The organism is Embleya sp. AB8, from assembly GCF_049739465.1.
Classification (GTDB): domain Bacteria; phylum Actinomycetota; class Actinomycetes; order Streptomycetales; family Streptomycetaceae; genus Embleya.
In genome coordinates, this window is sequence record NZ_JBMHHY010000033.1 from 40495 (window position 1) to 62873 (window position 22379).

Genomic DNA, 22379 nt, shown 5'->3' on the forward strand with positions numbered 1-22379 from the left:
CCGTGAGGGTGGAGGTGGTCCGCGAATTCCTCAGGTCCCCGGGCCTGTTTGCTGAGGGGATGATCCCTGTGCGTTCGTTCGGTGCGTCGTCGGCGCATAAAGGATTGTGGCTGGCGCAGAAAATGAATCCCGACACACTGAACCATGCGCTGAGCATGTGGGACGTGGCCGGTGAACTGGACGCGGCGGTCCTGGAATCCGCATTTCGGCACGTGCTGGGCGAGGCGGAAGTGCTGCGCGTCAATTTTGTCGACGACGGTGGCGGACTGCGCCTGGTGCCCCGCGAACCGGAGGACTGGCAGCCGTTCTTCCTGGATTTCGGCACCGCGGCCGATCCCGAGCAGGCGGCCCGCGAAGCGCTGGCCGACCTGCTGAAGCAGCCGTTCGACCTGGAGCGCGAACTGCTGATCCGGCTGGGCGTGGTCAAACTCGGGGCGGCCCGCTCGCTCGTGGTGATCGCCTACCACCACCTCGTCTCGGACGGGTACGGCGCCGGCGGCCTGCTCTCGCGTCGCCTCGCCGAGGTGTACACCGCGCTGGTGCGGGGCGGGGACGTACCGGAGTTGGCACACCCGTGGGATGCCGAGTCGTTCGCGACCGAGGCGGCGGAGTACGGCGCCGCCGAGAAGTTCACCGAGGACACCGAGTTCTGGCGCGACTACCTGGCCGATGCCCCGGCACCCGCACAGGTGCCGCGCGTCGCCATGTCCGACGCGACCCGGTCCGCGCTCGCCGAACCGCTGAGCAGCGTCGACCGCTGGGGGCAACTGGCCGACTCCATCGGCATGGTGAGCCGAACGCTGACCGTCCCGCGCGCCGACGCGGACACCTGGACCGAGACCGCGAAGTCCATGGGCGTGTGGATGTCGTCGATGCTGACCGCCGCCGCGGCGGTGTACTTCCGACACCGCTGCGATCGCCCGGAGTTCCTGCTCTCGCTGGCCGTGGCCAACCGGGTCGGGGCGGCGAGCCACACGCCCGGCCTGGCGGTGAACGTGGTGCCGGTGCGGGTGAAGGTTCCGCTCGGCGCGACCTTCACCGAGGTCGCCGACGCGGTGGTGGACGAGACGTACGAGATCTTCGGTCGGACCACCTGCCACTACTCGGACATCCAACGTGCGAGCGGAACCGTGCTGAGCGGTCGCGGCAGCTTCGGTGCGGTGATGAACGTCGTCGAGTTCGCGGAGCAACTCCACTTCGCCGACAGCCCGGCGAGCTACCTCGGCGGGACCACCGGGGCCTTCGACGAACTGTCGATCGGCGTCTACACCGACGGGAGCGCCGACAGCGACCTGTATGTCCGGCTCGACGCCCCCGCGGGCCTGTACTCCGGCGCGGAGTTGCGCCTCATCGGCGCGGAGCTGATCGCCTACATCCAGGCCGTGACCGCCGATCCGCACCTGCCGGTCGGTGCGCTGGACGTGCTGGGCGGTGTCGAGCGGGACCGGGTGCTCGCCGCGCCGAACGACACGGAGGCGCCGCTGCCGGGGTCGACGGTTCCGGAGTTGTTCGCCCGCCGGGTGGCGGCGGCTCCCGACGCCGTCGCGGTGGTGTCTGGGGACTCGGCGCTCTCGTACCGGGAACTGGACGAGCGCTCGACCCGGGTCGCCGAGGCCTTGCGCCGGCGACGGGTCGGCCCCGAGGCGGTGGTGGCGGTGGCGCTGCCCCGATCGGTGGACCTGGTCGTCGCCCTGCTGGGCGTGGTGAAGGCGGGCGGCGCGTATCTGCCGGTCGACCCGACGCTCCCGGCGGGGCGGATGACCTCGGTGGCCGGCGACGCCTCGGTGTGCGCGCTGCTCACCGATGCCGCGACGGCCGAGGGGCTCTCCGCCGATCCGGACGTGCCGACGATCCGGTTCGACAACCTCGGGTCGGACCCCGCCGACGCGGCCGGCGACGGTGCGACGGACGTCGCGGTCCCGGTGCGGCCGGACGGCCTGTTGGCCGTGTTGTACGGTTCCGGATCGGCCGGTACGGCCGCGGGGGTCGCGGTGACACACCGGAACCTGGAGCGGCTCGTCCTGGACCGCCACTGGCAGGACGGCGGTCGCGGCCCGGTGTTGTGGCACTCGCCGTACACGTTCGATGCGTTCGCCCTCGAGGTGTGGGCGCCGCTGCTGAACGGTGGCCGGGTGGTGGTGGCTCCGCCCGGGAGTTCGGCCGTCGACGCGCTCGCCGACGCGCGGGCGACGAACGAGGTGTCCGCGGTGTGGTTGTCCGCGGGCCGGTTCTCCGCGATCGCGGCGGAACACCCGGAGAGCCTGGCCGGGTTGCGCGAGGTGTGGACGGGCGGTGACCGGGTGTCCACGGCCGCGCTGCGCCGGGTTCGCGAGGCCTGCCCCGAGTTGACGATCGTCACCGGCCACGGCCCGACGGAGACGACCGGGTTCGCCGCCGGCCGGCGCCTGACGGCGGACGAACCGGCGTACCCCGCGGGCGCGCTCGGCGACCCGATGGACCACACCGCCCTGTACGTGCTCGGGCCGGGACTGGCGCCGGTCCCCGTCGGCGTGGCCGGGGAGTTGTACGTGGCCGGGCCCGGTGTCGCGCGCGGCTACGTCGGGCGCCCCGGGCCGACCGCCGAGCGGTTCGTGGCCTGCCCCTTCGGCCCGCCCGGCGGGCTCATGCACCGGACCGGGGACCGGGTGCGGTGGGCCGGCGACGGCGGGCTCGAGTATGTGGGCCGTACCGACACCCGGTTCGAGATACGCGGCGTGCGGATCGAGGCCGCCGAGGTCGAGGAAGTCCTGTCCGAACACCCCGGATCGGCCCACGCGGTGGTCGTGGTCGGGACCGACGACGCCGGCCGGCAGCGGCTGGTGGCCTACGTGGTCCCGGCGGCCGGCGGCGATTCCGGGACCGACCTCTCGGCCGAGGAACTGCGCCGGTTCGCCGCGGCACGGCTGCCGGAGTTCCTGGTGCCGTCGATGTTCGTGGTGCTGGAGCGGCTGCCGCTGACCGTCGGCGGACGGGTGGACCGGGCGTCGCTGCCGGCACCCGAGTTCGACGGCGGGACCTACCGGGCACCACGCGACCGCACCGAGCGTGTACTTGCCGAAGCATTCGCCGACGTACTCGAACTCGACCGGGTGGTGGGCATCGACGAGGACTTCTTCGACCTCGGTGGGAACTCGCTGCGGGCGATCCGGCTGGTCGGCCTGATCCGGGCGGAATTGAAGCTCGAGGTGTCCATCCGCACCCTGTTCGCGGCGCGCACCATCATCGGCTTGTCCGACATGTCGGGGAACCTCACCCAGTCGAGCAGGCCGGCTCTGCGCAGGAGGACACAGGACGGCCGGGCCCTCTGAGCGCCGTCCGTTCGCAACATGCCGCCGGTGTGCGGAAAGGGGATTCTCGAATGGCGAGTCCGATGGAAGAGCAGTGGGTGCGCCGCTTCCGCGACGACGACCGGTGTGCGACGAAGCTGATCTGCTTCCCGCATGCCGGCGGCTCGGCGAGCGCGTACCGCACCTGGCCGATGGGACTGCCTTCGGACGTCGGTGTGCTCGCCGTTCGCTACCCGGGCCGGGAGGACCGGTTCGGCGATCCGTTCCCGTCCGGCCTGGAAGCCCTCGCGGACGACATCGCCGACGCGTTCGCCGACTTGGCACGGCATCGGGTGGTGCTGTTCGGGCACAGCATGGGCGCTTCGGTGGCGCACGAGGTGGCGCTGCGCTTCCAGAAGCGGGGGTGCCCGCCGGCCGCGTTGTGCGTGTCCGGCCGACGTCCGCCGCATGCGCTGGAGGGCCTGCGCAAACACTTCGGCACGGACGAGGAGATCATCGCGGACGTCGTGCGCTTCGACGAGACCCGTGCGCCGGTCTTCGCGGACCCCGGCCTGCGGGAGGTCGTGCTTCCCGCGGTCCGCGCGGACTACCGGTTGGTGGACGACTATTCCGGCGGCCACCGGCCTCCGCTCGACTGCCCGGTGTACGGCTACACCGGTGACCACGATTCCGAGGTGACCCCGGAACAGATGCACGGCTGGGCGGACACGACGAACGACGCCTTCCGGCTCCTGGTGTTGCCCGGTGGGCACTTCTACCTCAGCGCCGAGGAGCAGGCACTGCTGGCGGACCTGCGGAACGTACTGGGTCACCGCACCGCAGGGGGCGCCTGAGGACGCTCGGCTCCGATCGCTCGCAGCGCGGCGATACCTCCATCGCCACCGAGCCAACCAATAGGTTGCCTCGCTGGGTGAACTCGCTGGGTGAACCAGGTCGTGACCCCGCCGACCGCTTCGCCACTTCGCCGCCGCGCCGACGTTTGCGTGGCGTTCCGGACTTGGTGACATGCTTGGTCGGCCGCGGGGCTCCGGTGGCACCGGCCGGATTGCCGCAGCTTGTGATGGCGCAATGGGTTGCGCCATAATGGCGCCATGGATGTAAGTCCCTTCGTGGACAGACCCGGGCGCGAGTTCGCCGCACCCGCTCGGACCGACGGCGCGGATGCCGCCGCGGACGAGATCGACCGCGACCCCGCCCCGGGCGCCGTCGAACTTCGCCACGAACGGCGTTCGGTGCACACGTGGTCGGACCGGGTGCTCCCCGCCGCGATGCGGCACGACCGCGCTCGCGGCGCCGCCGATCGGCACGGCAGACGAACCCGGCGGCACCCCACCGCCCGGGTACGTTGAACGAACCGGACCGTCGCCTCACCCACCCCGCCATGAGGGGACGTCCGTCGGAAATGATGCGAAGGGACAGCCATGCCTGTTTTCGATACACCCGAGCCGATCCACGTCACGCTCGACATCCATGTCGGCGACGTGCGGATCACCGCCGAGGACCGGACCGACACCGTCGTCGAGGTACGGCCGTCCGACGAGACCAACGCCTCGGACGTGAAGGCGTTCGAGCAGACGAGCGTCGAGTACGCCGACGGCGTACTGGTGGTCAAGGCGCCGAAGCCGCCGGTACCGGAAATGCTCTTCTCCCGGCGGACTCGTTCGGTGGACGTGTCGATCGTGCTGCCCGTCGGCTCGCACGTGAAAGGTGAAGCGGCAATGGGGGACCTGCGCTGTTCCGGCCGCCTCGGGGAGTGCACGTTCAAGACCACCACCGCGAACGTCCATCTCGCCCACGTCGGTCCGTTGCGCCTGCGCACGTCGGGCCACATCACCGTGGGCCGGGTCGACGGCGACGCCGAGGTCAGCACCGGCACCGGGCGGATCCGGGTCGGCGAGATCGACGGCGCGGTCAAGGTCAAGAACTCCAACGGCAACATCGAAATCGGCAAGGTCACCGGCGATGTGCACGCCCGCGCCTCCAACGGCGACATCTCCCTCGACCACGCGCTGGGTCTCAGTACCGACGCCAAGACCGCCAACGGCAGCATCCGGATCGGAGAGGTGACCCGTGGCACGGTCGTGCTTCGGACCGCGACCGGTGACCTGGAGATCGGTATCGGCGCGGACCGCCCGGCGAAGCTGGATCTGACCACCGGACACGGGCGGGTGCACAACATGCTGGAACCTGCCGACGACTCGCCCGACAAGCCGATGTCGTTCGAGGAATCGATCGAGGTGCGGGCGCGGACGTCCTACGGAGACATCACGATCCACCGCAGCTGAGGTGCCGTGTTCCGGCCCGCAGGGCCGGACACCGGGCGGGGGTGGGGCCTCGGTCGGCTATCGCACCCAGCCGTTGAACTGCTGCTTGCCACGCGAAGTTCGCCTGCTGTTGGTCAACGCCGCCGCGGCGGCTCGGACCATCCACGCGTTGACCGAGATGCCCTGCCGGGACGCGGCCTCCTCGATCTCTTCCTTCATCGCCTGCGGCGGCCGGAAGTTGATGCGAGCCGTGGCGCCGCTCGTGGCACCACCGAGCGCTCCGGTCGACCAGTCGCTTGCCGCGTCACCGGTCTCATCCGCGGTGTCCCCGGCGGAGTTGTCCTCGCTCGGGGGCGGAGTCACCACAAAACTCGGGTCCATCCCGCGCAGGCGCAGGTCCACCGAGCCGGGGGCCAGGTCCCGAGTGATCTCGTCGGCCGCGGCCGACAGAACCTTGAGCAACGTGAGCCGTACGGCCGACTCCAGCGGAGCGACGAGTCGCTCGGCAACCGCGCGGGTCTCGGCATCTCCTGCCGCAGAGGCGGTGATCAGCTCCTCGCGCAGCGCCTCGACGTGCTCCCGTAGTTCCATGAATCCATCATGGCACAGTGATTGCGCCGCACGGCGCCTGCTCGACCCGACATTCCCGCGCGACCCCTTTGTCCAGGTGAAACGCGTGATGTTCGATCGCCCGACGGCACTCGTCCGCAGCCCACCACACCACCGACCACAGGCGACTCCGGACCCCCCTCGCCACGACGGCACAACATGGCGCCACAATGGCGCAGCCCCACCAAGCACCCACCAACGCCCGCCTCCGGCACCCCGCCCGCCACCCCGCACCCCCATCGCGCGCCCGCTATCGCGAGGCCCGCATTGGGCGGCCTCCGCCAGGCGCCTCACCGGGCGAGGCCCGCCAGGCACCCACGCCACCCGCCCTTCAACACGTGGCCTCCGCTACGCCCTCCGTCGTGCGGCTTCCGCCACGCGGCCCCACCACGGACCCCATCGCGCGGCCCCGCCACGCACCTCCACCCCCGCACCCACGCCACCCGCCCCCAACACGCGGCCTCCGCCACGCCCTCTGTCGCGCGGCTTCCGCCACGCGGCCCCACCCCGCACCCCCATCGCGCGGCCCCGCCACGCAGCCCCACCCCCGGACCCCGCAACACGCGGCGCCCGCCACGCACCTCCACCCCCGCACCCCGCCACGCGCGCCCACCCCCGCACCCGCGCCGCGCACCCTCCACCCGCCTCCGCCCCGCGGCCCGGTCGGCGTCGATCCCGGTCGCCCGGGGAAATGATCCGGCCAATCTGCCGTGTGTGTGCATGGATGTGCGTGCCGATGGATATTGCTCGTATCGGTTCGATCACGCTCCGTTTTTCTGTCGGCCATGTACCTGTCACCCGGTAAATGCGAGGCGGTATTCCGCTTTTCCGGGTGGGCCGACGCGCCGCGCACGAGTGACATGGGGGGAATCTTCGTATGCGGGAAATGCCGGTCCGGTCCGTTGACACACGTCGAATCGACGGATTCGCCGAGCACGGGTATCTGCTGTTGCCGGGCTTTCTGCCCAGGGATTTGGTGACCCGCCTGGAAGGCGAGGTGGATCGGTGGGTGGATTCCGGGCTGCGTGCGCGGTCGATCGCGGCGAGCCTGAATCCCGGGCAGCCGGCGCCGCCGCCGGTGGTCGAGATAGAACTGCCCGCGCACGGCGAACTGGTCGCCCACCCGCCGCTGTTGGACCTGGTCGGCGAACTGATGGGCACCGACTTCGTGTTCCACCACCTGCACAGCGACCGCCGCCCCGCGGGCGCCGAGGGCAAGGCCTGGCATCACGACTACGAGCAACGCCCGCAGCGCGACCGCACCCACACGATGATCCACACGCTGCACTACCTCGGCGGCCTGGACGCCTCCGTCGGTGGCCTGGCCGTACTCCCCGGCTCGCACCGCGAGGTCGCCGACAAGGACGCGTGGGCCCACCTGGGCACCGCCGAACTGCCCGGCGAGGTGCTGATCGACGACCTGCCGCCCGGCTCGACCGTGGTCCTGCACTCGGCCCTGTTCCACGCCCGCCGCCCCGGCCCGGGCGCCGGCGGTCGGCCGCGCTACATGGTGGACGGCTCGTACGGCCAGTGCGGCACCCGCTGGCCGCCGGTGAAGCCGTACTGGCGACACGTGCTCGGTCGGGCCCGGGAACTGGGCCTGGACCGCGGCGAGCACGGACACCGCCCCGAACTCTTCGCGGACCGCCACTTCACCCCCTACCCGGCCTGAGCCCGCGACCCCGATCGAGCATGGCCGGCCCGGGGCCGTCACCGAATGGATCCGATACTTGAAGGTTCTCGAAATCGTGCCCTTCGAGGTGGTCTTCGACCGCTTCCGGCACGACCACCCCACCGATCGCGAGTTCCCGGAGAACAGCAACGCCGAGGGCGAGGAACTGCTGCGCCTGGCCGACGCGTTGCCCGGCGACTGGTTGCGCATCGAGCTGGACCGGGCCGCGCTGCTCGACATCATCCTGCCCTGGCACCTGGGCGAGGGCGGCGAGTTCGAGCTGGTGCCGCCGAGCGGGCTCACCGTCGCGGCGGCCGTCCGCCGGTTGCGCGCCACGCGCGAGCGGTACGCGCGGACCAACCCGGTCTGCGCGGACAAGCTCGCCTGGCACCTGGACACGCCGATGACCCCGCTGTACCTGTCCACCCACGCGGTCGAGACGATCGACTACGCAGGTCTGGCCGTACGGGACGGGCTCGTGCACCTGGACGGACTGCATCGCATGCTCGCCTGGGAACTGTACGGCCGGCTCGTCGGAGGCACCCGCGTCCAGGCGTATCTGGGCGGCGCGGAGCCCGAATCCGGGTCAGCCGCGCCCGATGTACGGCATCGCGCTCGGGATCACCGTCACCGACTGCACGTTGACCCCCAGCGGCAGCGCGGCCATCGCGACGACCATGTCCGCGACGTGTCCGACGTCCATGGTCGGCTCGACCCGCAACGAACCGTCGGCCTGCCGGACGGCCGGCTGCGGGCGGTCGACCGGGGTGACGTTGCCGATGTCGATCTGCCCGCAGGCGATGTCGTGCGGCCGACCGTCCAGCGCGAGCGACCTGGTCAGCCCGGCGACGGCGTGCTTGGCGGCGGTGAAGGCGATCGAGTCCGGGCGCGGCACGTGCGCCGAGGGGGCGCCGTTGTTGATGATCCGGCCGCCGCGCGGGCGTTGCTCCCGCATGATCCGGAACGCGGCCCGCGAGCACAGGAAGGTGCCGGTGGCGATCGAGTCGAGCACGCGGTGCCAGTCGTGGAGTTCGACATCCTCGGTGGGCACGTACGGCATCGTGTCGGCGGCGTTGTTGAAGAGCAGGTCGACCCGGCCGAACCGGTCCACGACGGCGGCGAACAGCCGGTCCACCGCGTCCGCGTCGGTGATGTCGGTGGGGACCGGCAGGGCGAACCCGGAACGGATCCCGGCCAGCGCCGCGGTCTCCTCCAGGTTGACCTTGCGCCGACCGACCAGGGCGACCGACCAGCCCCGGTCGATCAGGGCGAGGGCGCACGCGCGGCCGACGCCGCTGCCGGCGCCGGTGACCACGGCGATCTTCTCGATCATGGGTGACCCCTCGGAATTCGGTGCGGACGGTTCGAACCGTCCCGGCTGATTTCACGGTGGCGGTATGGAGAGAAACCCTGCGTAGTGTCCCTGGTGGGTGTCAAGAGTGAAGGTGGCGTATTCCGTGATCTCGGCCGAGTCGACCGAAACCAGCCGGGTCCTTTTCGACCGGGCCCGACGTTCCCTGGCGGGCGGAACGGCTTCCTCCGCACGCGCCACGAGTACCGGCCCCTATCCCTATCCGCTCTATATCGCGCGCGGCGCGGGTGCGCACATCTGGGACGTGGACGGGAACGAATATGTCGACTACCTGATCTCGTACGGCTGCGCGGTGATCGGGCACGCCAATCCGGCGATCGCCGCGGCGGTGACCGACGTACTGGCCACCGGCACCATGTTCGGCGCGGGCACGGTGACCGAGATCGAACTGGCGGAAACCATGCGGTCGATGATCCCGTGCGCCGACCTGGTCCGGTTCGCCAACTCCGGATCCGAGGCGATCCAGGGCGCGATCCGAGCCGCGCGCGGCTTCACCGGACGGGATCTGGTGCTCAAGTTCGAGGGGCACTACCACGGCTGGGCGGACACCCTCGCGGTCTCCAACCGGCCCACCGCCGCCGAGGCCGGCCCCTACGCGCGCCCGCACCCGCATCCACACTCCCCGGGCATCCCGGCGAGCGTGCTCGGCGACGTGGTGGTCTGCCCGTGGAACGACGCAGCCGTGCTGCGCGAGGTGCTGGACGCGCATCGGGGCCTGATCGCCGCGGTGATCTGCGAGCCGATCGTGGCGAACAACGCGTGCACGATGCCGCTGCCCGGATACCTGGAGACACTGCGCGAGGAGTGCACCCGGCGTGGGATCGTGCTGATCTTCGACGAGGTGTGCACCGGCTTCCGCACCGGACCGGGCGGTGCCCAGGGGTTGTTCGGCGTGGTGCCCGACCTCGCCGTCTACGCCAAGGCGTTGGGCGGCGGCCTGCCGATCGCGGCGTTCGTCGGACGCCGGGACATCATGCGCGAGGTCGGCGCGAACCGGATCAAGCACGGTGGCACGTACAACGGTTCGCCGCTGTGCGCGGCCGGCGCGCTGGTCACCCTGCGCGAACTCGGCGACCCGGCCGTGCTCGACCGCATCGATACGGCGGGCAAGCGAGTGATGGAGGCGATCCGCCGGGCCGCGAAGGACCACGGAATCCCGTGCGTGGTCCAGGGGGTCGGGGCGATGTTCCAGGTGGTCTTCTCGGCCGACGGTGTGCCGACGCGCAACTATCGGGACCTGGCCACGAGCGACGACGCGCGCTACGCGCTGTTCCGGCACGCGTTGTTGGAGCGCGGAGTCCACGTCAACGCGGTCGGTTCGGCCTGCTGGTTCGTCTCCGCGGCACTCACCGACGACGACGTGTCGGCCGCGTGCACGGCCGTCGAGGCGGCGTTCGTCCTGCTCGCGGGGGTATGACGGACCGGTGCCGGGAATGTGGGGGATCCCTTCGGCTGTTCGAGGGGTCGTCGGGGTGTCGTACGCGCGGGTCGCCCACAGGTCGACCGGGCCCATGACTAGCCTTACGTAACCGTCCTGATGATCGGGACGGCGTCCCTCACACAGGTAAGGATTCGCCGATGGGTTTGAGGAGTCTGCTGCGCAACGTCTTTCGTTCGCGGGCGTCCCGCGAGGCGGCGGAGACACCCGAGACGACGGACGCGGCCTCCGAGCCGACCGAACTTCGCGCCGTGCCGGCCGAGTCCCCGGCCGGCATGCCGAAGTCGGTCGCCGAAGCGGAGCCGGCGGCCCCGGTCGAGCCGGCCGCGCGGGTCGAGCCGGCCACGCGGCCCGAACCCGAGGCGCGGCCGGAGCCGGTCGTCGTGCCCGAACAGGCGGCGGCTCGGGAGCCGGTGGTGATCCCGGAGTCCCGGGCGGAGTCCGCCGGGACGGAGGCCGGGCCGACGCCGATTCCCGTACCGGCGCAGGCAGTCGCGACGCCCGTCGAGGCGGAGCCGGCGGAGGGGGGAACCGCGCCCGAGGGCACGGCGATCGCCGCCGAGGTGCCGGCGGCGGAGCCGGTGTCGGCGTCGGCGGACTCGGACTCGGTGTCGGTGTCGGAACGGGAGTCGGCTGCCGCCTCGGCTGCGGCCTCGGCTGCGGCTTCGGTGGCCGATGTCGCGGCCGATGTCGAGTCGTTCGGGGTCGCCGAGGCAACTCCCGCGCCCGCCGCTCCCGCGCCGACCGCCGTCGCCGTGGTGCCGCCGGCCCGGGCGAAGGAGGCCGCGCCCACGACCGGGGGTCGTACCGAGGCGGCGGTCGCGGCGGTGGCCAAGGTCGGGCTCGCCGGTCGCAGCGTCGCGGTCTACCTGGTCCTGGACCGTTCCGGCTCGATGCGCTCCTACTACAAGGACGGCACGGTCCAGCACCTGGCCGACCAGACGCTCGCGCTGTCCGCGCAGCTCGGCGAGGCCACCGTGCCGCTGGTGTTCTTCTCCACCGACATCGACGGCGTGGCCGACCTGGAGCCGGGCAACCAGGCCGGCCGGATCGAGGAACTGCACGGCTCCTACGGGCACATGGGCCGGACCAACTACCACTGGGCGATCGCCCGGGTGGTCGAGCACTACCGCGCGTCGGGCAGTACCGACCCGGCGCTGGTGATCTTCCAGACCGACGGCGCGCCGACCAGCAAGCCGGCCGCCGCGAAGGCGCTGTGCGACGCGGCCGGACTGCCGATCTTCTGGCAGTTCCTCGGCTTCGGCGACCCCGAGTCCAAGGGCTTCGACTTCCTGCGCAAGCTGGACGAGATCACCGTGCCGGAGCAGCGTGTGGTGGACAACGCGGGCTTCTTCCACGCCGGCCGGGACCCGCGCGCACTCTCCGACGCGGAGCTGTACGACCAACTCCTCCTGGAGTTCCCGGAATGGCTGGGCGAGGCGGTTGCGGCGGGCGTCATCAAGGCCGACACGGTCGACGCGCTGGTGTAGCAGTGTTGCCGGATCACGCCCGACGGTCGGCCGGATGGCCGACCGTCGGGCGTTTTTGACGTCGGGTCAGGAACCGCCGGGCAGCGGAAGCAGCATGCTGACCACGGCACCGGTGGCTTGGGCGAGGGCCACGTCCAGGACGTGGGCGGAGTCGAGGAGTTGGTCGTCGCCCCGGGGCGGTGCGTAGGTGTGGTGGAGGAAGTCGTACGAATGGCCGAGCAGGACCCGCTCGGTGATTTCGTCCCGGCTCGGTATGTGGCCGTGGGCGAGCGTCAGGCACCCGAAGGGGGATTCCAGGGCCAGGGCCAGCGCGCCATGTACCGGACTTCCGGACTCCGGCAGGTGATTGCGCAGGCGCAGGTACGCGGTTCCGCCGCCGGGCAGGACGCCGTGCTCGAGAGCGGCGGTGGCGATCGCGATGCCCTTGCGGACCGAGGCGACCCGGGCCTCGGCGAGGATGGGCTCCGGCGAGCACACCTGGATCTCCACGGCGCCGACCCGGGACACGATCCGCCACTTGTCGCCCGACCCGATGCCGGCGGTCACCGTTCCGCCCGGCCCGAGTCGACCGAATGCGCGGGCCACGGCGACTCCGACCTCTCGATCGGTTGCCGTTTTCACGAGTGCCACGACCTGGCTGTACGACTCCATCCGCATGGCCGAGGCGCGCAGCGACTCCCGGGCCGCGTCCACCTGTCGTACCAGGTCCCGGGCCAGTGGCACCGGGCCGAGCACGCCCTGCTCGACCAACTCCCGGCAGCGGAACGCCATCGCGGCGGCGAGGATCACCGCGGTCGAGATCCCGTCGTGTGCCTCCTCGGCGACACGTTCCGTCAACCGGGTGGCAATCCGGGCACCCGGGTGCTGCCATGGTTCCAGTTCGTCCCAAAGCCGGCCGAGATACCAGGCGCTCGGCACCCTGCGGCCGGGGCCGTAGTGCTGCCTGACCCGCATGGCCACCTCGGCGAACCCGTCGACGAGCTTGCCGGTGTCCGCCCGGTCCGGTTGGTTCGTCTCCGGAGCCGGAGCCGGAGCCGGAGCCGGAGCCGGAGCCGGAGCCGGAGCCGGAGCCGTCCCCGGACCCGGACCCGGACCCGGCACCCGCGCCGCGTTCCGCAGCACACAGATCCGGGCCGCCGTGTTGCGATTGCTCTGCTGCGGCAGTTCCCGGCCCCGGGCCGCCAACCGCCGGTGCAGCGCCAGATACAGCGACCCCATGTCGACGAACTCCGAGTCGTCGTCGACGCCCTCGGTGATCAGGCCGATCAACTCACCCGTGAACGCCGTGAATTCCTCGTCCGGCGGAGCCGCCGCCCGGCGGGTCTCCGCCGTCGCGGTGAGCACACTCGTGCCCGCCACCGCGACCTGGTCCGCCCGGTCCGCCCCGCTCATCGCGCCCGCGAGCGCCCGACCGCTCCAACAGCAGTCCAGGATCAGCACCTTGCGCGGCGCCCGGGTGGACGGATCGCGCAACACCCGCCGCACGTCGTCGAAGCGCAGCGCGGTGTACATCCGGTCCGGGCGCGTATCCGGCAGCGCGAGATGGAACGAGTCGTCGAGGTGGTCCACCAGGCCGTGCCCGGCGAAGTACACGAGCAGCGTGTCCGTGGCCTCGGCCGCCGCGCGCGACAGCGCGTCCAGCACCTCGCCCGCCGAGCCGGGCTGCTCGACCACCACGCAGTGCCCGGCCGGCAGGCCCCAGTGGCGCGGATCGCCGAGCAGTCGGCTCAGCTCGGCCAGGTTGCGGCGTACGCCCGGGAGGTCCTCCAGGGCCGCGTAGGTGTGCGTGCCCACCAGCACCGCCCGCGACGCCCCCGGATCGGCCAGGCGCAGCGTCACGCAGCGTCCCCGGGCTCCTCCAGGGCGCGCACGGCCCGCACGACGTCTTCCTCCGCGGCCCCCGACAGGACCACCTCCGTGTCGCCGCGCCGGATCACGATGTCCGGTGCGCCGGGCCCACCCAGCGGCGCGCGCGAGCGACGCCAGCCGGCGATTGCCACCAACAGGCCGCCGAGCGCGATCCCGTTGCTCAGCACCACGTTGACCAGCTCCAGGGAGACGCCCATCGCGCCCACCGTGTCGTCCTCCGCGTAGCTGATCGCCACCCCGCCGCGCAGGTCCGGATCCATCGCCAACCATCGTTGCAACGCCGCGACTTCGCCGCCTTCGTCGCCGACCACGCCGACCTGTACGAGCACGTGCCGCCACCCTTCGGGAACCGTCGGGGGCCCGCGCGTGGCGGGCCGACCTGCCCGGCCATGATGCCGGCATCGGCCGGTCCGCTGCGGCCCGCCGGCGGGACGGTCAGTCGGTGGCCTCGGCCGGCTCGGCGACCAGCGCGAATGCTTCGACCTCGAGCAGCAGTTCCGGCCGGACCAGCGCGCCCACCTGCATGGCGGAACTGGCGGGCAGCCGCTCGGGGTCGATGAACTCGTTCCGGGCCACCCGCACGGCGGACAGGTCGCGGATGTCGGTGAGGAAGTAGGTCAGCTTGATCACGTCCTCGAAGGTCGCGCCCGCCGCGGCCAGGCAGCGCCGCAGGTTCTCGAACACCTGCCGGGCCTGTGCGCCGGCGTCGCCCTCACCGACCAATTCGCCGTGCTCGTCCAACGCGATCTGTCCGGAAACGGCGATCAGCCGGCCGCTGCCGGTGACCACGTGGGTGTAGCCCCGGGCCGGCTGCACGCCCTCGGGCGCCGGGATGTGGGTGAGTCGATTCGTTGTCGTCATGCGCCCATCCTCCGGCACCCGCCCAGCGCCGGACGCGCCGGTGTATATGCCGAGGAAACAAGATCGTTAAGCCTGCGCCGGCCGGTTTCACCAGATCGAGCGAGAACCGGCGCGAGGTGCGAGCCAACCGCGCCGCGGGACCTACCGTGTCCCTGGCGAAAGGGGCGCATCGAATGTCACAACCCTTCGAACTCCCGCAGTTCTACGTGCCGTACCCGGCACGACTGAATCCCCATCTCGACGGCGCACGCGAGCACTCCAAGGCGTGGGCCCGGCGGATGCGGATGATCGAGGGCTCGGACATCTGGGACGAGCACGACTTCGACTCGCACGACTACGCGCTGCTGTGCGCGTACACCCACCCCGACTGCACCGGCCCGCAACTCGACCTGGTCACCGACTGGTACGTGTGGGTCTTCTTCTTCGACGACCACTTCCTGGACGTCTTCAAACGCACCCACGACATGGCCGGTGCCAAGGCATATCTGGCCCGGCTGCGCGCGTTCATGCCGGTCGAGCCCGGTGTCGAGACCCCGGAGCCGACCAACCAGGTCGAGGAGGGCCTGGCCGACCTGTGGGCGCGGACCGTGCCGAGCATGTCGCAGGACTGGCGCGAGCGGTTCGCGCGGAGCACCCAGGCGCTGCTCGAAGAGTCGATGTGGGAACTGGCCAACATCAACGACGGCCGGGTGGCCAACCCCGTCGAGTACATCGAGATGCGCCGCAAGGTGGGCGGCGCGCCGTGGTCGGCCAACCTGGTGGAGTACGCGGCGAACGCCGAGGTGCCCGCGGTGATCGCCGCCTCGCGGCCGATGCGGGTGCTTCGGGACACCTTCTCCGACGGCGTACATCTGCGCAACGACCTGTTCTCCTACCAGCGCGAGGTGGAGCAGGAAGGGGAGAACGCCAACGCCATCCTGGTCTTCGAGAAGTTCCTGGGCTGCACCACGCAGGAGGCGGCCGAGGCGGTCAACGAACTGCTCACCTCGCGGCTGCACCAGTTCGAGCACACCACGTTCACCGAACTGCCGCCGCTGTTCCTGGAACACCGACTGGATCCGCAGTCCTGCATCGACGTGACGGCCTACGTCAAGGGCCTGCAGGACTGGCAGTCCGGCGGGCATGAGTGGCACATGCGCTCCAGTCGGTATATGAACGGCGCGGTCGGTGGGCCGCAAACACCCGCAGTGCCCGGGGTGTTGGCCGGGCCGATGGGCATCGGCACCTCCGCCGCGCGCATTCTGCCGGGCCTGGTGGCCGGGCTGAGCAGCGGACTGCGCGGGTACACGCATGTCCCGTTCCAGCCGGTCGAGCCGTACCGGATCCCGGACTTCTACCTGCCGTTCGAACCGCGACTGAACCCGCACCTGGACGCCGCCCGGGAGAACATCGTCGAGTGGGGGCGCCGGATGGGCATCCTCGACGAGGGCATCTGGGACGAGCGGGCGCTGCGCGACTTCGATCTGCCGCTGTGCGCGGCAGGCATCGCGCCGGACGCGTCGCCCGAGCAACTCGACGTCGCGTCGGGGTGGTTGGCTTGGGGCACCTACGCCGACGACGCCTACCCGATCGTGTTCGGGCGCACGCTCGACCAGGTCGGCGCGAAGGTGTACACCGAGCGACTGAAGACGCTGATGCCGATCGAGGGGGAGACCGCGCCGACGCCGACGGACGCGATGGAGCACGGCCTGGCCGACCTGTGGGCGCGCACCACCGAGGTGATGCCGCCCGAATCGCGGCGCAAGTTCCGGCGCACCATCGAGGGCATGCTGGACAGTTGGCTGTGGGAGCTGGCCAACATGGCGCAGAACCGGATCCCGGACCCGGTCGACTACATCGAGATGCGGCGCAAGACGTTCGGCTCCGATCTGACGATGAGTCTGTCCCGGCTGGCACACGGCGACGTGGTGCCCGAACAGGCGTATCACTCACGGGCCGTGCGGGCGATGGAGAACTCGGCGGCCGACTTCGGCTGGCTGCTCAACGACGTGTTCTCCTACCGCAAGGAGATCGAGGTCGAGGGGGAGCTGCACAACATGCTCCTCGTCGTACAGAACTTCTTCGGCTGCGACTTCGCTCGGGCGCTGGCCGTCGTGGACGACCTGATGACCTCGCGGATGCGCGAGTTCGAGCGGGTGGTGGCGGGTGAACTGCCGGCCATGTATGACGACTTGGCACTGAGTGCGGCGGCCCGGGCGGCGCTGGACGGGTATGCCGCGGCGCTCGGGGACTGGAACGCGGCGATCCTGAAGTGGCATCAGGAGTGCAAGCGCTACGCGGAGCCGAGGGCGCTGGTGCCGTTGCCGTGGCAGCTCGTGGGGGAGGGGGCCGCGCCGCCCGGGCCGACCGCGCCGCCCGGGCTGCCGGTGGGGGTCGGCGCGGGTGGACAGGCGGTGCGGTCGGGGGCGGCGCGGGTGCCGGTCGAGCCGGCGATGGTTCCTCGCGTGCGCTATGGGCCGAGCGGGTTTGGGACTTCGGCCGCGCGGGTGGCCGGCGTGCGGGGTGGGGTTGCGGTGCGGTGACCTCAAACGCCGGTCGGGCTGATTGATTTGGTTTGGTCGGGATCCGGGTCGGGTTGCGGTGTGTTGGGCCGAGCCCTGGGGTGACCTCAAACGCCGGTCGGGCTGGATTTTGCCCGGTCGGCGTTCGAGGCGCGGCTGCGGTGCGTTCCCCTGCGACCCGCCCGACACGCGACCGCCGACCTGCCCGACGCGGCGACCCGCGCCCGCGCAACCTGCCGACCCCTGACGCGTCGACGCACCGACCCGCGACCCGCGACACGTCGACCTGGCAGGCGCACCGACCCGTGGGACCCGCGGTGCCTCCGACGGGCCGACCCGCCCGACGAGCTGAGCCGCGTCCGCGTGATCTGCCCAGCACACCGACCGGTGCGACCCGCGAGGCGTCGACCTGCTCGACACACCGACCCGCGCGACTCGCGACCCCTACTCGCGCGACCCTCGGCGCGCAGACCTGCCCGACCCGCGCCGCTCCGACCCGCCCGACGTACCGACTGGCGTGACCCGCGACCGCCGGGGCGTCGACCCGCCCGGCGCACCGACCCGCGTGGCTCGCGACCCGCGCTCGCGCGAACCCCGACCCGCCGACTCGCTTGACGCGCGCCCGCCCGAACCGCGCCCGCGCGACCCGCCGACCAGCGACGTCTGGTGGTTTTATACGCCGGCTGGGCTCTCCGCCGTTCGGTCGGTGTGGGTTGTGAGTGGGGCGGTTGTCAGGTGGTCGACCAGGGCCAATAGGACGTCGCGGCCGGAGGAGCGGACGCGTACGTCGCAGGGGAGGATCGGTACCGTCGGGTCCAGGTCCAGGGCGTCGCGGACTTCGGCGACCGTGTATTCCACGGCCGCGTCGAAGCGGTTGATCGCCACGACGAACGGGATGCCGCGTCGTTCGAAGAAGTCGATGCTGCCGAAGCCGGCCTCCAGTCGCCGGGTGTCCACCAGGACGATCGCCCCGAGCGCGCCGATCGCCAGGTCGTGCCACAACGACCAGAACCGCTCCTGGCCGGGTGCCCCGAACAGATAGAGGACCAACTCCTCGGACAGCGTGATCCGCCCGAAGTCGAGCGCGACCGTGGTCCGGGACTTGGCCTCGACCCCGACGGTGTCGTCCACCCCGACGCCGGCCTCGGTCATCGTCTCCTCGGTGTGCAGCGGCGGCACCTCGCTGACGGTGCCGACCAGGGTGGTCTTGCCGACCCCGAAGCCGCCCGCGATCAGGATCTTGACCGCCGCCGCGTGCTCGGGCAGCCGGTCAGAGCCGAAGGAGACCATCACGTACCTTTTTCAACAGGGCCGGATCGGGGGTTCGAGCCAGGGCCAGCGGGGCGCGCACGGTCACCAGGCCGTCGCGGAGCAGGTCGTCGACGAGCACCTTGGTGATGCTCACCGGCAGATCGATCAGGGCCGCCACCTCGGCGACGGCCTGCGGCTCCCGGCACAGCTCCAGGATTCGCTGATGCTCGGGTTGCCGGCCGCGCCCGTCCCGGGGCTTCCGGCGCGCCGCCGAGGACGCCTCGTCGGCAGCGGACCCGGATCCGGTGGCGCGGACCGGCGGTTCGTCCGGCGGGACCGTGGTGATCAGGGTGATCAGGGTCAGGTCGGCGTCGCGCACCGCCTTGGTCCGGCCTCGGGTGAGGGTGTACGGCCGGACCAGCGGGCCGGCGTTCTCGTCCCAGGACTGATCCCAGCGCGAACTCACGCCCGATCACCGGCCCGTTCGCCGGCGTCGCCGCGTGGCCGGGTACCCAGATATTCGCCGACCTTCTTCACCAGCATGTTCATCTCGAACGCGACCACGCCGACGTCCGCGCTCTGTTCGGCCAGTACGGCCAGATGCGCGCTCGGCCCGGCGGCGGTCAGGAAGAGGAAGGCATCGTCCATCTCGACCAGCGTCTGGCGCACCGGGCCACCCGCGAAGCCGCGACCGATGCTGCGTGCCAGGCTCTGCAATCCGGCGGCGGCGGCGGCGAGTTGCTCGGCGTCGTCGCGTGGGATCGTCTCGGACCGGCTGATCAGCAGCCCGTCCTCGGACAACACGATCGCGTGCCGGGTCTGGTGCACGCGCTTGACCAGGTCGGTCAACAACCAGTCCAGGCGACTGTCGGTAGCGGTGGTGGCCGTGCCGCCGGCGAGATCGTGCGTGTTCGTCATGACGGTTCCCCAGGGTGCGTGGTGCTTCCGGCGGCGGGGCGTGGGCCCGGTGTGGGCTCCGTCCCGGTTCCGGGTTCGGTCTCGATCGCGGTCTCGGGCTCGTCGCCGGCCGCGCTCGGTTCGGTGGCCTCGCGCGCTCGTTGGCTCGCGAACCGGAACGAGGACAAGGTAGCCGCAGCTTCTCGCGGTGAGGAGGGCTTCGGGCCGGTTCGATCCGCGCTCTCGCTCGCGGTGGTCGGCTCGCCACGCAGCGGCATCGGCAGGTTGCGTTGCCGGACCCGACGCGGCAGCGCCCGACGGCCGTCGGGGGTGGTCTCCTCGGCGGCGACCCCGCTCGCCGATGCCGAAGCCGATGCAGCGGTTGGAACCGAAGCAGATGCCGACGCCGACGCCGACGCGGACGCCGAACCCCGAGCCGGGGTCGAGGCCGGCTCCGAGTCGACGGCTCCGACGGCTTCCACGGCTTCCACGGGTTCCGCGAGTTCGCCGGGTTCGGCCGTCTCGCCCGACTCGCCCGCCGCCACCGGCACCCGATCCAGCGATCGCACCACCGGCTCCGGGTGCGGCCTGCCCGGCGCCGCCGAGTCGCCGGCCGAGCCCTCCTCGTGTGCCGTGTCCGCCGCCGCCTCGGTCTCCGACCCGGTGGTCAGCGCCCGCTCGAACGGCGCCGCCGACTCGGCCGGTTCGTCCGGTGCGTCGCCGTCGCGGCTGATCAGTTCCTCGGGGAGGAAGACGATCGCCAACGTCCCGCCGTAAGGCGACGCCCGCAACGTCACCCCGACGCCGAGTCGATCCGCCAACTGCGCGACCACGAACAGGCCCATCCGCACATCGTCGGCCAGGGCGATCACATCGAAGCTGACCGGCACCGCCAACTGCCGGTTGGCCGCCACGTATTCGGCCTCCGACATGCCGAGCCCGCGGTCCTCGATCTCGATCGCCAGGCCCTTGGCCGCGGACACCGCCCGCACGTGTACGGGAGTGTCCGGCGGGGAGAACGTCGTGGCGTTCTCCACGAGTTCGGCCAGCAGATGGATCACCCCGCCGACGGCCGGGCCGGACAGCCGCTGGTCCGGATCGCAGTAGACCTCGACCCGGTGGTAGTCCTCCACCTCGCCGATCGCCCCGCGCACCACGTCGACCACCCGCACCGGGCGACTCCAGCGCCGGCCCGGCCGGTTGCCGGTGAGCACCACGAGGTTCTCCTCGTAGCGGCGCAACCGGGTGGCCAGATGGTCGATGGTGAACAGCTCGCGCAGCAGCTCGGGATCCTGATGCCGACGCTCCATCGCGTCCAGTTCACCGATCTGCCGGTTGACCAACGACTGGGTGCGCAGCGCCGTGTTGACGAAGACCTTGGTGAACCCCTCACGCTGGTGCGCCAGTTGTACCGCGCCGTCCAGAGCCGCGCGCTGCGCCGCGTTGAACGCGGTGGCCACCTGACCGATCTCGTCCCCGCTCGTCGGCACGTCCGGCGCCTCGACCGCGAGGTCCACCCGCTCGCCGCGCTGCAAGCGCTCGAGCACCGCGGGCAGTCGTTCGGTGCCCAACTCCACGGTCTCGTCCCGCAGTCGGAACAGCCGGCGGCGCACCGACCGGGTCACCCACCAGCACAGCAGCGCGCCGATCAGCACGAAGCCGAGGCCGATCGCGCTGAGCAGGTAGACCTGGTTCCACGAGTCCGAGGTGGCCGCGTCGCCGGCGGCGAACACCTGGTCCACCCGGGCGAAGTCGAACGCCGACGCGGGCAGCGCGAGCTGGTCCAACGTCTCGCGCCACTTGGCGAGTTCGGGGGGCAGCGCCACCCCGGCGCCGGCCCGCTGATCCCTCGGGGCGTCCAGCGCCTCGATGATCGCGTTCTCCATCCCGACCAACTCGCGCCAGGCCGGGGTTTCGGTGAGCGCGACGTAGGTCGGGCGCAGCGGTGCGGGCAGGAACGGCTCGATCTCGTCGTCGAGGGTGTGCCGACGTACGCCGACGTTCTGCGCGAACGCGGCGAAGTCCGGCTGGGTGAACCGGCCGCCGGGCTGGGCGAAGCTGACCGTGGTGTCCTCCTGCGCCAGCGCCTCGCCGGCCCGGAACTGGATGACCAGGAACTGGCCCGCGAAGGTGACGTCGGTGTCGGAGGTCTCGGCCAACGCCTGGACCATCGAGATCTGGTTGGCGACCTGCTTCGTGTACCAGCCCAACCAGCGATCCCGCCCGCCGGCTCCGGTCGCGTCCACCTGCCGTCGCACGTCGGCGAGTTGCCCCAGTTCGGGAGTCACCTGGTGGGCCCGGCGCACCACGTGCCCCGGTGTCTCGCGCGCCCCGCTGTTCGCGAAGGCGACGAACAGCCGCACCGCCTCGTCGGTCTTCACCCGCTGGGCCCGCAACGCCTCGGTCGAGGCCGGCGCCGGTTTGCCCATCCACGCCGCGGTCAGCCGCCGTTCCAGTTGCAGCGCCACCATCGCGTTGTAGCTGGGGGTGCCGGCCCGCTCGGCCACCGAGACCTCGTTGTCCAGGCCGCTCGCGTGGTCCGCGAGTCGATAACTGGCGATCCCCCACAGGGCGATCATCGCCACCGACGGCACCACGGTCAGCAACACGAGCAGGGTCCGGATGGACGGCGTCCGACCCGAACGCGGGGACGCCGCTCCGGTCCGGCCGGCGCCGGGGGCGCGCAACAGTTTTCTCATCGACTCTCCCGCAAGGGCAACCCGGCCCGAAGTGCGGTTGCCGCGACCCGGCCGAAGCTACCGGTGCGGCACCAGGCAGAATCCACGCACTCCGCGTGGGGAACTTCCGCCCGTGCGGTACATACGGCGCAGATCGACGATCGTGCGGCGGCGTCGTGCGGTTCCGTCA

17 protein-coding genes and 1 pseudogene are annotated in these 22379 nt (G+C 71.5%); 9 read left to right on the top strand and 9 right to left on the bottom strand.

Translation table 11 applies throughout. From position 1 onward, the window contains the following. The first annotated feature begins 59 nt into the window (after nucleotides 1-59). The 4 genes from ABIA38_RS37410 (at nucleotide 60) to ABIA38_RS37425 (ending at nucleotide 5572) form a co-directional block, all read left to right on the top strand. On the top strand, nucleotides 60-3308 hold the full coding sequence (locus tag ABIA38_RS37410) for a non-ribosomal peptide synthetase (protein WP_424643436.1): 3249 nt from the start codon (nucleotides 60-62) through the stop codon (nucleotides 3306-3308). A 50-nt stretch (nucleotides 3309-3358) separates the two neighbouring features. Continuing rightward, nucleotides 3359-4120 carry a thioesterase II family protein gene (locus tag ABIA38_RS37415; RefSeq protein ID WP_424643437.1) on the top strand — a complete coding sequence of 254 codons (762 nt, stop codon included), beginning with the start codon at nucleotides 3359-3361 and terminating at the stop codon, nucleotides 4118-4120. Between the two features lie 258 nt (nucleotides 4121-4378). Beyond that, the gene (locus ABIA38_RS37420) at nucleotides 4379-4636 is read left to right on the top strand and encodes a hypothetical protein (RefSeq protein WP_424643438.1); all 258 of its coding nucleotides are present in this window, start codon (nucleotides 4379-4381) and stop codon (nucleotides 4634-4636) included. A 72-nt stretch (nucleotides 4637-4708) separates the two neighbouring features. Next, nucleotides 4709-5572: a DUF4097 family beta strand repeat-containing protein gene (locus ABIA38_RS37425; RefSeq protein WP_424643439.1), complete on the top strand. Its 864-nt coding sequence runs from the start codon at nucleotides 4709-4711 to the stop codon at nucleotides 5570-5572. A gap of 57 nt (nucleotides 5573-5629) precedes the next feature. Here ABIA38_RS37425 and ABIA38_RS37430 read toward each other — a convergent pair whose 3' ends face one another. Further along, nucleotides 5630-6142, bottom strand: coding sequence for a hypothetical protein (locus tag ABIA38_RS37430; protein WP_424643440.1), 513 nt, complete (start codon nucleotides 6140-6142; stop codon nucleotides 5630-5632). Nucleotides 6143-7037: 895 nt separating this feature from the next. Between ABIA38_RS37430 and ABIA38_RS37435 the strand changes: the two genes are divergently transcribed. Both ABIA38_RS37435 and ABIA38_RS37440 read left to right on the top strand, forming a co-directional pair. Then, nucleotides 7038-7832 (top strand): phytanoyl-CoA dioxygenase family protein, encoded by a 795-nt coding sequence (locus ABIA38_RS37435; protein WP_424643441.1) that lies wholly within the window; start codon nucleotides 7038-7040, stop codon nucleotides 7830-7832. 88 nt (nucleotides 7833-7920) lie between these two features. Next, nucleotides 7921-8361 (top strand): annotated as a pseudogene (locus ABIA38_RS37440) (DUF6309 family protein); the annotation flags it as partial. 57 nt (nucleotides 8362-8418) lie between these two features. On the opposite strand, the gene ABIA38_RS37445 reads toward ABIA38_RS37440, so the two are convergent. Continuing rightward, nucleotides 8419-9165: an SDR family oxidoreductase gene (locus tag ABIA38_RS37445; protein ID WP_424643442.1), complete on the bottom strand. Its 747-nt coding sequence runs from the start codon at nucleotides 9163-9165 to the stop codon at nucleotides 8419-8421. Between the two features lie 112 nt (nucleotides 9166-9277). On the opposite strand from ABIA38_RS37445, the gene ABIA38_RS37450 reads away from it, so the two are divergent. Together ABIA38_RS37450 and ABIA38_RS37455 are read left to right on the top strand one after the other, a co-directional pair. Continuing rightward, the gene (locus ABIA38_RS37450) at nucleotides 9278-10621 is read left to right on the top strand and encodes an aspartate aminotransferase family protein (RefSeq protein ID WP_424643443.1); all 1344 of its coding nucleotides are present in this window, start codon (nucleotides 9278-9280) and stop codon (nucleotides 10619-10621) included. Nucleotides 10622-10782: 161 nt separating this feature from the next. Beyond that, entirely contained in the window at nucleotides 10783-12132 is a 1350-nt protein-coding gene (locus ABIA38_RS37455) for a VWA domain-containing protein (RefSeq protein ID WP_424643444.1), read from the top strand. 66 nt (nucleotides 12133-12198) lie between these two features. Here ABIA38_RS37455 and ABIA38_RS37460 read toward each other — a convergent pair whose 3' ends face one another. The 3 genes from ABIA38_RS37460 to ABIA38_RS37470 all read right to left on the bottom strand — a co-directional run bounded on the left by ABIA38_RS37460 (nucleotide 12199) and on the right by ABIA38_RS37470 (nucleotide 14862). Further along, complete coding sequence (locus ABIA38_RS37460; protein ID WP_424643445.1) at nucleotides 12199-13971, bottom strand: caspase, EACC1-associated type; 1773 nt, start codon at nucleotides 13969-13971, stop codon at nucleotides 12199-12201. Further along, complete coding sequence (locus ABIA38_RS37465; protein WP_424643446.1) at nucleotides 13968-14330, bottom strand: effector-associated constant component EACC1; 363 nt, start codon at nucleotides 14328-14330, stop codon at nucleotides 13968-13970. Before ABIA38_RS37465 ends, ABIA38_RS37460 begins: the two co-directional genes overlap by 4 nt. A gap of 106 nt (nucleotides 14331-14436) precedes the next feature. Further along, nucleotides 14437-14862, bottom strand: coding sequence for a RidA family protein (locus tag ABIA38_RS37470; protein ID WP_424643447.1), 426 nt, complete (start codon nucleotides 14860-14862; stop codon nucleotides 14437-14439). A 173-nt stretch (nucleotides 14863-15035) separates the two neighbouring features. On the opposite strand from ABIA38_RS37470, the gene ABIA38_RS37475 reads away from it, so the two are divergent. Continuing rightward, nucleotides 15036-17384 carry a terpene synthase family protein gene (locus ABIA38_RS37475; RefSeq protein ID WP_424643448.1) on the top strand — a complete coding sequence of 783 codons (2349 nt, stop codon included), beginning with the start codon at nucleotides 15036-15038 and terminating at the stop codon, nucleotides 17382-17384. Between the two features lie 651 nt (nucleotides 17385-18035). Here the strand turns inward: ABIA38_RS37475 and ABIA38_RS37480 are convergent. From ABIA38_RS37480 to ABIA38_RS37495, 4 genes are read right to left on the bottom strand one after another with little or no spacing between them, the layout of a single operon-like run. Then, a complete protein-coding gene (locus ABIA38_RS37480) occupies nucleotides 18036-18653 on the bottom strand; it encodes a GTP-binding protein (protein ID WP_424643449.1) in 618 nt (205 codons plus the stop codon). Then, on the bottom strand, nucleotides 18634-19080 hold the full coding sequence (locus ABIA38_RS37485; RefSeq protein ID WP_424643450.1) for a DUF742 domain-containing protein: 447 nt from the start codon (nucleotides 19078-19080) through the stop codon (nucleotides 18634-18636). The genes ABIA38_RS37480 and ABIA38_RS37485 overlap by 20 nt, the downstream gene beginning before the upstream one ends. Further along, complete coding sequence (locus tag ABIA38_RS37490; RefSeq protein ID WP_424643451.1) at nucleotides 19077-19532, bottom strand: roadblock/LC7 domain-containing protein; 456 nt, start codon at nucleotides 19530-19532, stop codon at nucleotides 19077-19079. Before ABIA38_RS37490 ends, ABIA38_RS37485 begins: the two co-directional genes overlap by 4 nt. Next, the gene (locus tag ABIA38_RS37495) at nucleotides 19529-22210 is read right to left on the bottom strand and encodes a nitrate- and nitrite sensing domain-containing protein (protein WP_424643452.1); all 2682 of its coding nucleotides are present in this window, start codon (nucleotides 22208-22210) and stop codon (nucleotides 19529-19531) included. Before ABIA38_RS37495 ends, ABIA38_RS37490 begins: the two co-directional genes overlap by 4 nt. Between the last annotated feature and the right edge of the window lie 169 nt (nucleotides 22211-22379).

Excerpts from the sequence above, each read along its gene's own strand:
- ABIA38_RS37410 (WP_424643436.1), top strand. The coding sequence starts at position 60 with ATGATCCCTGTGCGTTCGTTCGGTGCGTCGTCGGCGCATAAAGGATTG.
- ABIA38_RS37415 (WP_424643437.1), top strand. The coding sequence starts at position 3,359 with ATGGCGAGTCCGATGGAAGAGCAGTGGGTGCGCCGCTTCCGCGACGAC.
- ABIA38_RS37420 (WP_424643438.1), top strand. The coding sequence starts at position 4,379 with ATGGATGTAAGTCCCTTCGTGGACAGACCCGGGCGCGAGTTCGCCGCA.
- ABIA38_RS37425 (WP_424643439.1), top strand. The coding sequence starts at position 4,709 with ATGCCTGTTTTCGATACACCCGAGCCGATCCACGTCACGCTCGACATC.
- ABIA38_RS37430 (WP_424643440.1), bottom strand. The coding sequence starts at position 6,142 with ATGGAACTACGGGAGCACGTCGAGGCGCTGCGCGAGGAGCTGATCACC.
- ABIA38_RS37435 (WP_424643441.1), top strand. The coding sequence starts at position 7,038 with ATGCGGGAAATGCCGGTCCGGTCCGTTGACACACGTCGAATCGACGGA.
- ABIA38_RS37445 (WP_424643442.1), bottom strand. The coding sequence starts at position 9,165 with ATGATCGAGAAGATCGCCGTGGTCACCGGCGCCGGCAGCGGCGTCGGC.
- ABIA38_RS37455 (WP_424643444.1), top strand. The coding sequence starts at position 10,783 with ATGGGTTTGAGGAGTCTGCTGCGCAACGTCTTTCGTTCGCGGGCGTCC.
- ABIA38_RS37470 (WP_424643447.1), bottom strand. The coding sequence starts at position 14,862 with ATGACGACAACGAATCGACTCACCCACATCCCGGCGCCCGAGGGCGTG.
- ABIA38_RS37475 (WP_424643448.1), top strand. The coding sequence starts at position 15,036 with ATGTCACAACCCTTCGAACTCCCGCAGTTCTACGTGCCGTACCCGGCA.
- ABIA38_RS37480 (WP_424643449.1), bottom strand. The coding sequence starts at position 18,653 with ATGGTCTCCTTCGGCTCTGACCGGCTGCCCGAGCACGCGGCGGCGGTC.
- ABIA38_RS37490 (WP_424643451.1), bottom strand. The coding sequence starts at position 19,532 with ATGACGAACACGCACGATCTCGCCGGCGGCACGGCCACCACCGCTACC.
- ABIA38_RS37495 (WP_424643452.1), bottom strand. The coding sequence starts at position 22,210 with ATGAGAAAACTGTTGCGCGCCCCCGGCGCCGGCCGGACCGGAGCGGCG.